This is a genomic window from Methylobacterium sp. WCS2018Hpa-22 (genome assembly GCF_031843785.1).
Classification (GTDB): Bacteria; Pseudomonadota; Alphaproteobacteria; order Rhizobiales; family Beijerinckiaceae; genus Methylobacterium.
The window spans coordinates 26,438-40,093 of the sequence record NZ_JAVTJA010000002.1; the positions used below are offsets into that span (position 1 = coordinate 26,438).

Here is a 13,656-nt window from a genome sequence, read left to right on the forward strand (position 1 = left end):
GCAATGGAAAACTCAGTTGATCGGGTCGCGGGGGCCCTTGTCGGTCCATTCCGGCGGCAGGCCGATATAGTCGCCGACCATACCGTCGATACCGGGCGCGCGGCCGAACTGCTCGCAATCCGGATCGAGCGGAGCCTCGCCGAGGGTGGTGATGCGGATGCGATTCCAGCTCGGGATAGACAGCGGCTCCTTGAACGGGTCGCGTCCGGTCACGAGGAGCGTGCCGAAATCCTGGCCGAATTCACCCGCCAGATCGTAGGCGTCCCCGGCCGCCGAGAAGCGGGCCTGGTTGGTGAAGGCGTTGGCGCCGCCACCCCAGATCATCGCCGCCCGCTGCTGGTGACGGCTGTCGAGGGCTTCAGCCTCGATGGTGATGCTGCCGAGGCCGATGGGAATACGCGGGATCGGCACGCGGCCGACAGCAGTGGCGAAGCCGACGCCGAGCTGGGACGCGACGGTGATTCCCGCCGAGGTGGCGATGGTCGCGCCGGCGGCCGGGACGTTGGTGAGTTCGACACGGGTGACGGCGGACCGGATCGTGAGGTCGGCCTTCTTGGTGGAGACCACGTCGTAGCGCAGCGACAACTCGTAGCAGAGCGCACGGTCGGCTGCGTTGGCGATCAGGCGGCGCTCGACGCTGTTGAGACCGGGGCCGGAGATCGATTCCGGAAACGCCGCCGGGATGATGCGGACCGTCCGCGTCGCCGCGAGGGTTGCCTGATCTGCATAGAGTTTCGCCCCGGTCGCCACTTCGGTGCTTCCATTGAGGCGGTCGTAGCGGGTGAGCGACCCGCTTTCATTGAGAATGACGGTGCCGCAACCGGCGACCATGAGCAGCAGGCCCAGAGCCCCACCGATGAGGGGCGAGCGTCGACAGGTTTCGAACCGCGAGGGCATTCAATATCTTTCGCGCAAAATGGCGGCGGTGGCTCGCTCGACCGACGTGATACGAGACAGCCGAATTGTTGCTGAGCTTAAGGCCGTATCGACGCCCCCGAAAGCCGGCCATGCCGGCCTGACGACTTGAAGCCCGCACCTGTGGCTCGTGGGTCACGGTCGTCCACCACGTGCGACACCGCACGCCTCATCCACAGAGACCATCATTTGTGTGCATGTTCGTTCGAGAGCCGAGTTGCGCCCCCCTCGACGCCGTGACGGAACCGGGCGGCTTTAGCCGCGCTACCTACGCGATCCCCATGCGCCCATCCCAAATCGTCCCCCTCGTCGTCGCAACGGCCCTGTTCATGGAGAACACCGATTCCACGGTGATCGCCACGGCCCTGCCGGCCATCGCCCGCAGCCTCAACGAGGATCCGATCGCCCTCAAGCTCGCGCTCACGGCGTATCTCGTCAGCCTCGCGATCTTCATCCCGATCAGCGGCTGGATGGCCGACCGCTACGGTGCGCGCACGATCTTCCGCGCCGCCCTCGTGGTGTTCATGGCGGGGTCGCTGGCCTGCGCCGCGTCCGATTCGCTCGGCGCCTTCGTCGCCGCGCGCGCGTTCCAGGGCATTGGCGGGGCGATGATGGTGCCGGTCGGCCGTCTCGTCATCCTTCGGGCGGTGCCGAAGAGCGAACTCGTCAGCGCCCTCGCCTACCTGACGATTCCGGCCCTGATCGGCCCGATCATGGGGCCGCCGCTGGGTGGGCTGATCACCACCTATCTCGACTGGCGCTGGATTTTCTTCATCAACATCCCGATCGGCTTGGCCGGAATCGTCCTGTCCACGATCTATTTCGAGAACATCCGCGAGCCGTCCCGGCCACCCCTCGACGTCCTCGGCTTCCTGCTCTCGGGAGCCGGCCTCGCCACCTTGATGCTCGGCCTCGCCTCCCTCGGGCGCCATCTCCTGCCGGATTACGTATCCTGGGGCTGCCTCGGCGGCGGCGCGATCCTGCTCGCGCTCTACCTCGCCCATTCCCGCCGGGTCGAGCATCCCGTGATCCGCCTCGATCTGCTGAAATACCCGACCTTCCGGGCGGCGGTGACCGGTGGCAGCCTGTTCCGCATCGGCACCGGGGCGATCCCGTTCCTGCTGCCGCTGATGCTGCAGATCGGCTTCGGCCTCGATCCGCTGCAATCGGGCCTTCTCACCTTCGCCGCGGCGGCCGGCGCGCTCCTCATCAAGATCATCGGGCCGCGCATCCTGCGCGCCTACGGGTTCCGCCGGGTGATGCTGTTCAACGCCGTCGTGGCCTCTTGCTTCCTCGCGGTGAACGGCCTGTTCACGGCGCAGACGCCGCATTGGCTCATCATCGGCATCCTGCTGGTCGGCGGCTGCGTCAGGTCGCTGCAATTCACCTGCGTCAACGCCATCGCGTATGCCGATCTCGACAAGCGGGAGATGAGTTCGGCGACGAGCCTGGCGAGCGTGGCGCAGCAATTGTCGCTCAGCCTCGGCGTCTCCATCGGAGCCCTGGCACTGGAGACGGCTGCCGCGCAGCATGGCCGCACAACCATCGAGGCCGGCGATTTCTCGCCCGCCTTCCTCACCGTCGCGCTGATCTCATGCGCTTCCCTCTTCGCCTTCCTGCGGCTGAAGCCGGATGCGGGCGCGGAGGTGTCGGGTCAGCGCCTCGCGTCGAAGGGCGTTTAAGCCGCCGCGCGGCTCGACGGCCGGGCGGGGCTGCGCTTCGGTCCCTTCGCGGATTTCGCATTGGCGTTGGCGGATTGCGGCCGGGCAGGCGCGCGCACGGGGGCCTCGCGGCTGGATTGGCGCCACCCCTGCCAGCTCCAAGCCCCCGGACCGGTGAGGGCGTAGATGAGGAAGCCGCCGGCGAGGCCGAGATCGGCGAGGAACAGAGTGCGCTCGGTCATCGCCGAGGCACCGGAATAGGCCCAGAACCCGTGCAGCAGCACCGCCATCGCGACGGCGAACCCCGCCAGGGCGAAACCGGTGATACGCGGCAGGACGCCGAGGATCAGCGCCAACGGCCCGAAGACCTGGACCACCACGGCCGCCGTGGCGACGGCATTGGGAGACGGCATCCCGGCCCCGGCCAGCGCCAGCGCGAAGCCCGAGACGTTGAGCGCACGCGCGATGCCGGTGGGCAGCAGCGCCGCCGCCAGCAACAGGCGCGACGCAAGGAGGATTCCGTCCTGGCTCCGACCGAACACGCGCGAACTCCGTCCCTGACCCATCGAGATCGGGAGAATGCGCGAGACCGGCTGAAGACGGCGTTAAGGGGTGTCAACCGGGCTCATTCACCTGGGGAAACAGGCGAATCGGACATGGCTATGGAGAGGGGAACAAGATCGGCCCGTAATCCTGGGCGCCATGCAGGATGTGGACGATGTCGATCGTCGCGGCACCGACACGATAGAAGATGAGATAGTTTCCATACGTCCGGACCCAGATGCCCCTGCGCTCGTATCGCCGCACAACGGGGAAACCGAGAGGCGCATCGGCCAGACGTTCGCAACAGGCGATCGACGCCTGGACGAAAGCGGCGGCGCGACCCGGATTGTCGCTGGAAATGTAATCGCCGATCCGTTCCAGATCCGCTTCGGCGGGTTCGGCGAAGACGACGATCATGCCTCGGTGACGGTCGACCGGTTGCCGTACCGTGTCGCCAGACGCGCGGCGACTTCGCTTGCCGGGTTGAGCCGGCCTTCATCGGCATCGGCAAGTCCGCGCTCGATGGCAGCGTCGAGCGCCGCCAGTCGATTCTCCCGCTCCTCCAAGAGGCGCACGCCCTCGCGCAACACGTCGCTACGGGATTGGAAGCGCCCGTTCTCCACGAGTGTTGAAACGTAGCTCTCGATCCTGGGGCCGAGGTCGGCACTTGTCGGCATCGCCGCCGCTCCCTGTCTACCGGAGGTCATGGTCTAGGACCGGTCATCGCCCGATCATCGCTATCAGGTATCCCCTATGCGGCGAAGGACATTTCGCCGACGCGCCGCTCCCCCCGACGAAACCGGCTGAAGACGGCGTTAAAGCTTGGAGCCGGCGCTCACTCGCCCGGGGAGCGACGCTCCGCCTTCGCCAGCGAGCGCTCATGCAGCAGAACTGCGAGCCAGCCGACGCCGACGGCGAGTAACGGCGTGAAGACGAAGGCGATCGCGTAGGAGGTGCTCATTGATCGAGCCCTTTCAGGACACGGCGTGCAGCCAGATGTAGGCCTCCGGCGCCGAGAATCCAAACGAGGACGCCGCCGATCATCTCGAACGGCCCAGACAGGGCTCGAAAATTTCCTACATTGTACAGGAAGCCCGCGACCGGCGTGGCGATCCCGACCGTAAAGCACGCCGTCGAGGCCCGGTCCAACGCGTTGGCGAGCAGCTTCGTCTGCTCGATCATAGATGGCTTCATCGGATCGCCCGCTTTTCCATCAACGATAAGCGTGGCAGACTCGAAGTTCAACTTATGGTCGCCGTCGAACCGGCGCGATTCTCACCCCGACACCCCTCCCCGGAACAACCGCCCGCGCTCGGTCCAGGCGACGACGAGAAGCGCCGAGCCTCCGAGTCCGGCATAGCCGATGCCGAGGGGAAGCACGGTGCCGTCGAAGGCCTGACCGATGACGAAACCGCAGAAAGCGCCGAGGATCGTCGTGTAGAAGCCGAGGAAGGACGAGGCCGTGCCGGCGATCTCGCCGAGGGGCTGCAGGGCCAGCGCGTTGAAGTTCGGCATGGCGAAGCTGATCATGAACTGGTTGCAGGCGAGCACCGTCAGGAACAGCCACAGCGGCGGATGCCCGGCATAGGCGAGACCGATTGCCACCTGGGCCAGCGCCACCGCCACGAACAGGGTGAGGCCCACATGCGAGAGCGGCCGCATCCCGAGCCGCCGCACCAGGCGGGCATTGACGAGCGTCGCCGCCCCCATGGCCCCGGCCACGAGGGCGAAGGCGAGCGGGAACAGCGCGCCGAGCTGGTAGAGCCCGGTATCGAAGACCTGCTGGGCCGAGCCGACATAGCCCATGATGCAGCCGGTCAGCAGCCCGAGGGCGGTGGCGTAGCCGACCGCCACGCGGGTGCGGAAGGTCAGGGAGACCGCCTGAGCGATGGAGCGCAGGGAGAGCGGACGGCGGTATTCCGCGTGCAGCGTCTCCGGCATGCGCCAGGAGAACCAGAGGGTGAGGATGCCGGCCAGGGCCAGCATGGAGACGAAGACGTAGTGCCAGGAGCCGAGCAGCAGCATCGCCCCGCCGATGGCGGGCGCGATCATCGGCACGATGAGGAACACCATCATGATCAGCGACATGACGCTGGCCATTTCGCGCCCCGAATAACGGTCGCGGACGATGGCGGTGGAGAGGACACGCCCGCCCGCCGCCCCGATCCCCTGGATGACGCGGGCGGCCAGCAACCACTCGAAGGACGGCGCGACCATGGCGAGCGCCGTGCCCGCCCCGTAGACCGCAAGGCTGCCGAGCAGCACCCGCCGACGCCCCAGCGCATCCGAGACCGGCCCGTAGACGATCTGGGCTACGCCGAACCCGATCATATAGACATAGACGAGAAGCTGCAGCGCGTTCGGATCCGCGACCGAGAACCGCGCCTGGATCGCCGGAAAAGCCGGCAGCAGGTTGTCGATGGAGATGGCGGTCACCGCCATCATCAGGGCGACGATGCCGACGAATTCGCCGAAGCCCGGACCGTTCCAGACCGGTCCGACGGGCGGGAGAGCCCGTGCCGATCCCGGCTGATCGCTCGGCGGAACCGGCCTCGAGGGTACAGTCACTCGTCTTGAGCCTCTTTGCGATCGCCGGCTCCCAGGCCGGCGATGTCATGGTGGAAAGTGCGCGGCCGGACCTTCGGTTGCGCGCCCCTTCGCTGGGATGCGCGTTCGAGACGAGGCTCCGTACCGGCGGCGACGATGGTCACCCGATCGCATCCCGGTTGCCCGGCATCGTCGCCCGCCATGCCGAGTGGCGTTACTGGCTGCCGCCCGCCACCTGACCGAGCTTGTCGATGTTCTGGGTGACGAGGGCGATGTTGCCGTCGGACGGCTTCTTCGGCTCACCGGCGGCGATCGCCTCGTTGATGTCCTTCAGCGCGGCGGCCTTGTCCTTCGGCTTCATCTTCTTGTCGGCCTCGACGGCGGTAAGCTGCTTCTTCAGCAGCGGCACGACGCCGACATAGGTCTTCGTCTCGGGGTCGATGCCTTCCAGCACCGCCTCGACGCTGTCGGCCGCGTCCTGCAGGTCGTCGACGCTGGCAAAGCCGTTCTTCTTCGCGATCGCCACGGCCTGGGCCTGAACCTTCGGATCAGGCTTGTCCGCGTTGCCGCCAGGGAGTTTCGCCAGTTCGGGCTGCGCGGCCACGAGGCCGTCGATCAGCGCCTGGGTCAGGGCGACCTCCTTCTGCTCCTCAGCCTCGGGGGCCTGAGCGGGAGCGGCGGGGGCTGGGGCGGCTTTGGCGGGTGCCGGCGCCTTCTGCGGCGCCTGGGCGAAGCTGACCTGCGAGACCAGGGCGGAGGTACCAAAGGCGAGGGACGCTGCCAGCAGGGCGCGAGTGGTGCGGCTCATGGATGTCTCTTCCTGTTGCATGGTTGGGGAAGGGCCGTCATCGGCGGAGCGGGTCCGACCGTGACGGATGGCTTCGTCCGTCGGCACGAAGGCGGGCCATGTTGCCGAGCTTCGGGGCGAAACAGTGATCTCGGCGCCCAGGCCGATCACGGTTTCGCGGGAATGACGGCGATGTCGACCGGGGGGTGGCGCTCCCGCGCAACCACGCCACATTCCCGCGCAACCTTGGCAGGATTGCAGCCGACGGATCACCGCGCCCTATGCTCTCACGCTTTCTCGCCGGCGCTTGCGCCCTGTTGCTGCTGCTCGGCGCGGCGACCGCGCAGGAGCCGGCTCCCGGCGCGGCCATCTACGGCGAAACGGAGGCGTTCTCACGCAAGGCCGCCGCTTTGATGGAATCCCATGCGGAGGGCGGCGTCTTCTCGGGTGCCGTGATCGTGGCGCGGGACGGCATCCCTCTGTTCCGCCACGCCTACGGCATGGCCGACCGCGAATGGGCGATCCCCAACACGCCGGACACGGTGTTCCGCATCGGCTCCATCACGAAGCAGTTCACCGCGGCGGCGATCCTGAAACTCGCCGAGGCCGGTTCCCTCTCCCTCGACGATCCCGCTATCCGCTACCTGCCGGAACTGCCGCAGGCCTGGGCTGCGATGACGATCCGGATGCTGCTCAACCACAGTTCCGGCCTGCCCAACGTCACCGCCCTGCCGGGCTATGCGACGCAACTCGGGCGGATCGAGCGCTCGCCGATGGAGACGGTGGGCCTCCTCTACCGCGAGGACCTGCTGTTTCCGCCGGGGAGCGGCCACGAATACAGCAATACCGGCTACATCCTCCTCGCCGGCCTGATCGAGCGGATCACCGGCCAGAGTTTCGCGCGTTACCTCAACGACGCAATCCTGGCGCCGGCCGGATTGGCCTCGACCCGGGACGCCGATCCCGGCGCCATCCTCCCCCGGCGCGCCAGCGGTTACCGCCGCGTCTCGGGGGAATGGCGCCACGCCCTGCCCCTGGCCGCCAGCGCCCCGTCGGGTGCCGGCATGCTGGCCTCGACCCTCGACGATCTCGTCGCCTGGGACAGGGCGCTGTTCTCCGGCCGTCTCCTGTCGGAGGCGTCGCGCCGGGCCATGGTGACGGATTACGGCCACGGCTACGGCCTCGGTTTGTATATCGGCACGGCCTACGGGCAGCGCCTGTGGTCGCATGGCGGGTTCATCAGCGGGTTCAGCGCGATCAAGGATTCCTACCCCGAACTCGGCCTCACCATCGTGGTGCTCGGCAATTCCGAGATCGTGCCGGCCCAGGCCCTCTCGCGACAACTCGCGGCCCTCTATCTGGGCGAGCCGGCACGCACTGAGATCAACGTGAGCCAGACCGTTCTCGACCGCTATGTCGGCTTCTACCGGACCGGATCGCGCTCGGTCCTGGGCGTCACCCGCGACGGCGACCGCCTCACGGCACAGGCGGTCGGTCAGGGATCGACCGAGTCCCGCATCACCCTCGTCGCCGAGAGCGACAGGGCTTTCGTGGCGGAGAACGGCGCGATCCGCGTGGCTTTCGACATCGAACCTGACGGACGCGCCACGGGCGTGATGATCCACCGCGACGGCATCGAACGGGCAGGCCCCAGGATCGATCGGGCCATCGCCCGGCGGATCACCGCCCGCCGCTTCACCCGGCTGCCGTCGGGACGGTGAGTGTCTTGCCTGACCCCAAACTCGGGTTGATACCGTCCGGTTTGTGGGGACTTTCACGCCGGTTCCGACACCCTGACCGTCATTCCGGGTCGCCGAAGGCGGGCCCGGAATCCAGAACCGCTACGGATGCCAGCATCGTCGCTGGGTCGGTCGCATGATCGAGCCGTCCTAGAGACTCGTGGCGGATCTGGATCCCGGGCTCCGCTACGCGGCCCCGGGATGACGGCACGTCCCGCTCATTGTCATGCCGAACCCTATCGACCCGAGTTCGAAGGTCTCCGCGCCCGCCCACGGCATCGCCAGACCGCCGCAGAGGGGCTAGACTGCCTCAGCGCGTAGCTCCCCGCCACAGAAGCGGGACCACGCGCCGACCCGCTCGATGCCGTCGATCCGAGCCGGTTAGGCCAAAAGTCTATCTTGATTTGGCAATCCGCCCGGCTTCTGCTGGCGTACACAAGAACAACACGGAGGAAACGCACATGAACAAGCCAGAATTCCTGTCGTCAGGTACCAAGGCGCCGTTCTCGGCCCGTTACGAGAACTTCATCGGCGGCCAGTGGGTCGCCCCCGTCGCCGGCCGGTATTTCGAGAACACCTCACCGGTCACCGGCCGCGTCATCTGCGAGGTCGCCCGTTCGGACGCGCAGGACGTGGAGAAGGCCCTCGATGCGGCCCATGCCGCCAAGGAGGCTTGGGGCCGCACCTCGCCGGGCGAGCGCGCCCTCATCCTCAACCGCATCGCCGACCGGATGGAGGAGAATCTCGACCTGATCGCCCTCGCCGAGACCTGGGACAACGGCAAGCCGATCCGCGAGACGACCAACGCCGACATCCCGCTGGCCATCGATCATTTCCGCTACTTCGCGGGCTGTGTCCGTGCCCAGGAAGGCTCGATTTCCGAGATCGACCACGACACCGTCGCCTACCATTTCCACGAGCCGCTCGGCGTCGTCGGCCAGATCATCCCGTGGAACTTTCCGATCCTGATGGCGGTGTGGAAGCTGGCGCCCGCACTCGCCGCCGGTAATTGCGTGGTGCTAAAGCCCGCCGAGCAGACCCCGGCCTCGATCCTCGTGGTCGCCGAGCTCATCGCCGACCTGCTGCCGCCGGGCACCCTCAACATCGTCAATGGCTTCGGCCTGGAATGCGGCAAGCCGCTCGCCTCCTCGCCCCGCATCGCCAAGATCGCCTTCACCGGCGAGACGACGACGGGCCGCCTGATCATGCAATACGCCTCGCAGAACCTCATCCCGGTGACGCTGGAACTCGGCGGCAAGTCGCCGAACATCTTCTTCGCCGATGTGGCCAACGAGGATGACGACTTCTTCGACAAGGCCCTCGAAGGCTTCACCATGTTCGCCCTCAACCAGGGCGAGGTCTGCACCTGCCCAAGCCGCGCGCTGGTGCACGAATCGATCTACGACCGCTTCATGGAACGGGCGATCAAGCGCGTCGAGGCCATCGTCCAGGGCTCGCCCCTCGACCCGACCACGATGATCGGCGCCCAGGCTTCGGGCGAGCAGCTCGAGAAGATCCTGAGCTACATCGACATCGGCAAGCAGGAAGGCGCCAAGGTCCTCACCGGCGGCGAGCGCAACACCCTCGAAGGCGATCTGGCGGAAGGCTTCTACGTGAAGCCCACCGTGTTCCAGGGCCACAACAAGATGCGCATCTTCCAGGAGGAGATCTTCGGCCCCGTCCTCTCGGTGACGACCTTCAAGGACGATGCCGACGCGCTCTCCATCGCCAACGACACGCTCTACGGCCTCGGCGCAGGCGTCTGGACCCGCGACGGAACCCGCGCCTACCGCTTCGGCCGCGCCATCCAGGCCGGCCGCGTCTGGACCAATTGCTACCACGCCTATCCGGCCCATGCGGCCTTCGGCGGCTACAAGCAGTCCGGCATCGGCCGTGAGAACCACAAGATGATGCTCGACCATTACCAGCAGACCAAGAACATGCTGGTCAGCTACTCGGCCAAGAAGCTCGGCTTCTTCTAGGCCTCAAGGTACGAGACCACCTTGCCCCGGCCGGAAACGGCCGGGGCTTTTTCTTGGCCTCACCTCTACGCGGACGCTATCCGCGCCAGCCGTAATCCCGCGCCTGCGTCGCCGCGCGGTGGAACACCAGCCGGCGGTCGTATTCCAGCGGGTCCTTCGGCTGGACCAGGGCGCCGGGGGGCACGTTGAGCCAGTCGACCAGGCGGGTCAGCATGAAGCGCAGGGCCGCGCCCCGACACAGGATCGGCAGCGCCGCGACCTCGTCGTCCTGCAGGCGCCGGACGGATTGGTAGCCGGCGATCATCGCCTCGCCCTTCTCGGGAAAGAACGTGCCGTCCGCCTCGAAGCACCAGGCATTGAGGCAGATGGCGAGGTCGTAGGCGAAGGCGTCGGTACAGGAGAAATAGAAGTCGATCAGACCCGACAGGTCGTCGCCGATGAAGAACACGTTGTCGGTGAACAGGTCGGCATGGATCACGCCGGAGGGCAGGCCGCGCGGCCAGCCGGCCTGGAGCACCGCGAGATCGCCGCGCACGCGCTCCGTCAGCCCCTCGGACACGCTGTCGGCGGCTGGGCCGGCAGCCTCGAACAGCGGCTGCCATGCCTCGACGGAGAGGTTGTTGGCGCGGGTCATGCCAAAATCGCTGCCGGCGCGATGCAGCCCCGCAAGGGCGACGCCCAGCGCCCGGCAATGGTCGGCGGTCGGCCGTTTAACCGACACGCCCTCCAGGAAGCTCACGATCACCGCCGGACGACCGCAGAGCGTGCCCAGCGCCACGCCGTCGCGCCGCGCGATCGGCTGTGGGCAGGCGAGGCCGCGCGCGGCGAGGTGCTGCATGAGGTTGAGGAAGAACGGCAGGTCGCCGGCATTCACCCTCTTCTCGTAGAGGGTGAGAATGTAGGAGCCCGCCGTGGTGTGCAGGAAGAAGTTGGTGTTCTCGACGCCCTCGGCGATGCCCTTGTAGGACAGGAGCGTGCCGATCTCGTATTCGGAGAGGAAGGCGGTCAGCGCCTCGTCGGAGACCTCGGTATAGACGGCCACGGGCTTCGCTGAGGTTCGAGGGCGGAAACGCGAAGGGGCGCCCGCAGGCGCCCCCGGATAGAGAGCCGATGCGGCCGTGTTACTCGGCGGCTTCGCTGCGCAATTCGCGCGGCAGCGGGAAGGACATGTCCTCCACCACCGTGGAGACCGTATCGACGGTGACGTCGTAGCGGGCGGCGAAGGCGTCGATGATCTCTTCCACCAGCACCTCGGGCGCCGAGGCGCCGGCGGTGAGGCCGAGCTTACGGATGCCCTCGAAGGCCGGCCAGTCGATCTCCTCGGCGCGGAGCACGAGGCGGGTGATCGGGCAGCCGACGCGCTCGGCGACCTCGCGCAGGCGCTGCGAGTTCGAGGAATTCGAGGAGCCGACGACGATCACCGCATCCACCAGCGGAGCCACCTGCTTCACCGCTTCCTGGCGGTTGGTGGTGGCGTAGCAGATGTCGTCCTTGTGCGGCCCGGTAATGGTTGGGAACTTCTGCTTCAGGGCGGCGACGATGTGACGGGTATCGTCCACCGACAGGGTCGTCTGCGTGACCCAGGCGAGGTTGTCGCGATTCTCCGGCTCCAGGGCGGCGATCTGCTCCAGATCCTCCACCAGGGTGATCGAGCCCTTGGGCAGCTGGCCCATGGTGCCGACGACTTCCGGATGGCCGGAATGGCCGACCAGCAGGACGTGGCGGCCGCGCTTGTGGTGGATCTCGGCCTCGCGGTGGACCTTGGTCACCAGCGGGCAAGTGGCGTCGATGGTGACGAGCCCGCGATTGTCGGCATTGGCCGGCACCGTCTTGGCGACGCCGTGGGCCGAGAAGATCACCGGGGCGTTGCCGTCCGGCACCTCGTCGAGCTCACGGACGAACACCGCGCCCTTCCGCTTCAGACTCTCGACCACGTATTTGTTGTGGACGATCTCGTGACGCACATAGACCGGAGGTCCATAGATCGCCAGCGCCCGCTCCACCACGTCGATGGCGCGAACCACGCCCGCGCAGAACCCCCGCGGTGCGCAGAGCAGGATCTCCAGCGGCGGCTTGGCCGAACCGTCGGGAAAGGTCTTCGAAAGAGGATCGCTCATGATAGCCGGGATGTGGCGAGGCGAGGCCGCCCCTGTCAACCTCCTATAGCGTAAAATGCGCGGCGGTGTCAGGGCGGAGGGGGCACACCGGGGCAGGATCGGATGCGTCCCTCCCTTGCGTCACTTACCTGCGCCCCAGCATCCGGTCGCTGATGATCCGCCGCTGGATCTCGCTGGTTCCCTCGAAGATCGTGGTGAGCCGCGCGTCGCGCCAGTAGCGTTCCACCCGGCGTTCGGTGGTGTAGCCATTGCCGCCGTGGAGCTGCATCGCCTGGTTGGTGACGCGCACCGCCATCTCGGTGGCCAGCAGCTTCACCTTGGCGGATTCGCTCTCGGCCGCCTCGCCCTCGTCGAGAAGGTGGGCCACCTGTTGCCAGTAGGCGCGGGCCTGATCGACCTCGGCCGACATGTCGGCCAGCGCGAAGCGCAGGGCCTGGAACTCGCCGATCGGATGGCCGAACTGCTGGCGCTCCTGCAGGTAGAGCTGGCAATCCTCCACCGCCGCGCGGGCGACGCCGACGGCGCGGGCGGCGGTGTGGACGCGGGCGATGTTGAGGCCACGCTGCACCGAGGCGAAGCCGCCGGAATCCGCATCCGCGCCGCCATCGCCGTAAAGGCCGGTGAGGCGGTCGCCCTCGGGCACGCGCACGCCGTCGAGTTCGAGCTCGAAGGTGAGGAAGCCGTGATAGCCGATCTTGTCGATGACATGGCCCGTCATGCCCTCGGGGAAGGTGCCGGGCTTCTTGACCACGAGGAACGGTTCCAGCCCGGCCGAGCGCGGCTCGCCCGGCTCCGGCTCGCGGGTGCGGGCCAGGACTTCGATGAAATCGGCGGCGAGCGCGAAACCGGCCCAGCGCTTGGTCCCGGTGAGAACCCAGTCGTCCCCGTCGCGCACCGCGCGGGTCTGGACGCCGGCGAGATCGGAACCGGCGGTGGGCTCGGACAAGGCGATGCCGCCGATCCACTCGCCGCGGGCCGATCTCTGCAGGAGAGCGCGGCGGCGCTCCTCGTCGAGGGTCTGGGTGCCGAGACCCTGCCCCCGCGCAAGGATGCTGCCGACGGAGAGCCAGGCGCGAGCCAGTTCTTCGGAGACGAGGCAATATTCGAACACGCCGAGGCCGAGCCCGCCATGCTCGGCCGGGATGGTGATGCCGAACCAGCCCTTGGCCGCCATCCGGTCGATGAGCGAGCGCGGCATCTCGGCTTTCTGCCGGTCGAGTTCGTCGGCGAGCGGCAGCACCACGTCCCGGGCGAAGTCGCGGGCCTCCTGCTGAAGCTTGGCGCGCGCCTCCGTGCGCCAGGGGGAGAACAGCTCCGGCGGACGCGGCTGCTTCAGCTCCGACTTCGACATGGTTCCTCCCGAGA

General features: G+C 67.5%; 15 protein-coding genes. 4 read left to right on the top strand and 11 right to left on the bottom strand.

Annotated elements, in window-relative coordinates:
* Positions 1-12: 12 nt before the first annotated feature.
* A complete protein-coding gene (locus tag RQI43_RS02595; RefSeq protein ID WP_056432322.1) occupies positions 13-897 on the bottom strand; it encodes a DUF3313 domain-containing protein in 885 nt (294 codons plus the stop codon).
* Between the two features lie 299 nt (positions 898-1,196).
* Here RQI43_RS02595 and RQI43_RS02600 point away from each other — a divergent pair, with 299 nt between their 5' ends.
* Entirely contained in the window at positions 1,197-2,597 is a 1,401-nt protein-coding gene (locus RQI43_RS02600) for a DHA2 family efflux MFS transporter permease subunit (protein ID WP_311274123.1), read from the top strand.
* Here the strand turns inward: RQI43_RS02600 and RQI43_RS02605 are convergent.
* The 6 genes from RQI43_RS02605 to RQI43_RS02630 all read right to left on the bottom strand — a co-directional run bounded on the left by RQI43_RS02605 (position 2,594) and on the right by RQI43_RS02630 (position 5,561).
* Positions 2,594-3,118 carry a DoxX family protein gene (locus RQI43_RS02605; RefSeq protein WP_311274124.1) on the bottom strand — a complete coding sequence of 175 codons (525 nt, stop codon included), beginning with the start codon at positions 3,116-3,118 and terminating at the stop codon, positions 2,594-2,596. The genes RQI43_RS02600 and RQI43_RS02605 overlap by 4 nt on opposite strands.
* A 118-nt stretch (positions 3,119-3,236) precedes the next feature.
* Positions 3,237-3,536 carry a type II toxin-antitoxin system RelE/ParE family toxin gene (locus RQI43_RS02610; RefSeq protein WP_311274125.1) on the bottom strand — a complete coding sequence of 100 codons (300 nt, stop codon included), beginning with the start codon at positions 3,534-3,536 and terminating at the stop codon, positions 3,237-3,239.
* On the bottom strand, positions 3,533-3,796 hold the full coding sequence (locus RQI43_RS02615) for a type II toxin-antitoxin system ParD family antitoxin (RefSeq protein ID WP_207413206.1): 264 nt from the start codon (positions 3,794-3,796) through the stop codon (positions 3,533-3,535). The genes RQI43_RS02610 and RQI43_RS02615 overlap by 4 nt, the downstream gene beginning before the upstream one ends.
* A 158-nt stretch (positions 3,797-3,954) precedes the next feature.
* Complete coding sequence (locus RQI43_RS02620; RefSeq protein ID WP_280136575.1) at positions 3,955-4,080, bottom strand: hypothetical protein; 126 nt, start codon at positions 4,078-4,080, stop codon at positions 3,955-3,957.
* On the bottom strand, positions 4,077-4,301 hold the full coding sequence (locus RQI43_RS02625; RefSeq protein ID WP_311274126.1) for a hypothetical protein: 225 nt from the start codon (positions 4,299-4,301) through the stop codon (positions 4,077-4,079). The genes RQI43_RS02620 and RQI43_RS02625 overlap by 4 nt, the downstream gene beginning before the upstream one ends.
* A gap of 93 nt (positions 4,302-4,394) precedes the next feature.
* A complete protein-coding gene (locus RQI43_RS02630) occupies positions 4,395-5,561 on the bottom strand; it encodes a multidrug effflux MFS transporter (RefSeq protein ID WP_405030550.1) in 1,167 nt (388 codons plus the stop codon).
* Positions 5,562-5,692: 131 nt separating this feature from the next.
* Here RQI43_RS02630 and RQI43_RS02635 point away from each other — a divergent pair, with 131 nt between their 5' ends.
* Positions 5,693-5,905, top strand: coding sequence for a hypothetical protein (locus RQI43_RS02635; RefSeq protein WP_311274127.1), 213 nt, complete (start codon positions 5,693-5,695; stop codon positions 5,903-5,905).
* Here the strand turns inward: RQI43_RS02635 and RQI43_RS02640 are convergent.
* Entirely contained in the window at positions 5,881-6,474 is a 594-nt protein-coding gene (locus RQI43_RS02640; RefSeq protein WP_056432306.1) for a hypothetical protein, read from the bottom strand. The two genes, RQI43_RS02635 and RQI43_RS02640, sit on opposite strands and share 25 nt — an antisense overlap.
* A 260-nt stretch (positions 6,475-6,734) precedes the next feature.
* On the opposite strand from RQI43_RS02640, the gene RQI43_RS02645 reads away from it, so the two are divergent.
* Both RQI43_RS02645 and adh read left to right on the top strand, forming a co-directional pair.
* On the top strand, positions 6,735-8,174 hold the full coding sequence (locus RQI43_RS02645) for a serine hydrolase (protein ID WP_311274128.1): 1,440 nt from the start codon (positions 6,735-6,737) through the stop codon (positions 8,172-8,174).
* Positions 8,175-8,653: 479 nt separating this feature from the next.
* A complete protein-coding gene (gene adh / locus RQI43_RS02650) occupies positions 8,654-10,174 on the top strand; it encodes an aldehyde dehydrogenase (protein WP_056432300.1) in 1,521 nt (506 codons plus the stop codon).
* A 76-nt stretch (positions 10,175-10,250) separates the two neighbouring features.
* Here adh and thrB read toward each other — a convergent pair whose 3' ends face one another.
* The 3 genes from thrB to RQI43_RS02665 form a co-directional block, all read right to left on the bottom strand.
* The gene (gene thrB, locus RQI43_RS02655) at positions 10,251-11,216 is read right to left on the bottom strand and encodes a homoserine kinase (protein WP_311274129.1); all 966 of its coding nucleotides are present in this window, start codon (positions 11,214-11,216) and stop codon (positions 10,251-10,253) included.
* Positions 11,217-11,295: 79 nt separating this feature from the next.
* Positions 11,296-12,291 (bottom strand): 4-hydroxy-3-methylbut-2-enyl diphosphate reductase, encoded by a 996-nt coding sequence (gene ispH / locus RQI43_RS02660; RefSeq protein ID WP_056432293.1) that lies wholly within the window; start codon positions 12,289-12,291, stop codon positions 11,296-11,298.
* A 124-nt stretch (positions 12,292-12,415) separates the two neighbouring features.
* Positions 12,416-13,642: an acyl-CoA dehydrogenase family protein gene (locus RQI43_RS02665; protein WP_311274130.1), complete on the bottom strand. Its 1,227-nt coding sequence runs from the start codon at positions 13,640-13,642 to the stop codon at positions 12,416-12,418.
* Positions 13,643-13,656 lie beyond the last annotated feature (14 nt).

Coding starts and splice junctions, on each gene's coding strand:
- ispH (WP_056432293.1), bottom strand. CDS start 12,291: ATGAGCGATCCTCTTTCGAAGACCTTTCCCGACGGTTCGGCCAAGCCG.
- RQI43_RS02610 (WP_311274125.1), bottom strand. CDS start 3,536: ATGATCGTCGTCTTCGCCGAACCCGCCGAAGCGGATCTGGAACGGATC.
- RQI43_RS02595 (WP_056432322.1), bottom strand. CDS start 897: ATGCCCTCGCGGTTCGAAACCTGTCGACGCTCGCCCCTCATCGGTGGG.
- RQI43_RS02640 (WP_056432306.1), bottom strand. CDS start 6,474: ATGAGCCGCACCACTCGCGCCCTGCTGGCAGCGTCCCTCGCCTTTGGT.
- RQI43_RS02600 (WP_311274123.1), top strand. CDS start 1,197: ATGCGCCCATCCCAAATCGTCCCCCTCGTCGTCGCAACGGCCCTGTTC.
- RQI43_RS02665 (WP_311274130.1), bottom strand. CDS start 13,642: ATGTCGAAGTCGGAGCTGAAGCAGCCGCGTCCGCCGGAGCTGTTCTCC.
- RQI43_RS02645 (WP_311274128.1), top strand. CDS start 6,735: ATGCTCTCACGCTTTCTCGCCGGCGCTTGCGCCCTGTTGCTGCTGCTC.
- RQI43_RS02630 (WP_405030550.1), bottom strand. CDS start 5,561: ATGGCGGTGACCGCCATCTCCATCGACAACCTGCTGCCGGCTTTTCCG.
- adh (WP_056432300.1), top strand. CDS start 8,654: ATGAACAAGCCAGAATTCCTGTCGTCAGGTACCAAGGCGCCGTTCTCG.
- RQI43_RS02620 (WP_280136575.1), bottom strand. CDS start 4,080: ATGAGCACCTCCTACGCGATCGCCTTCGTCTTCACGCCGTTACTCGCC.
- RQI43_RS02625 (WP_311274126.1), bottom strand. CDS start 4,301: ATGATCGAGCAGACGAAGCTGCTCGCCAACGCGTTGGACCGGGCCTCG.
- RQI43_RS02615 (WP_207413206.1), bottom strand. CDS start 3,796: ATGCCGACAAGTGCCGACCTCGGCCCCAGGATCGAGAGCTACGTTTCA.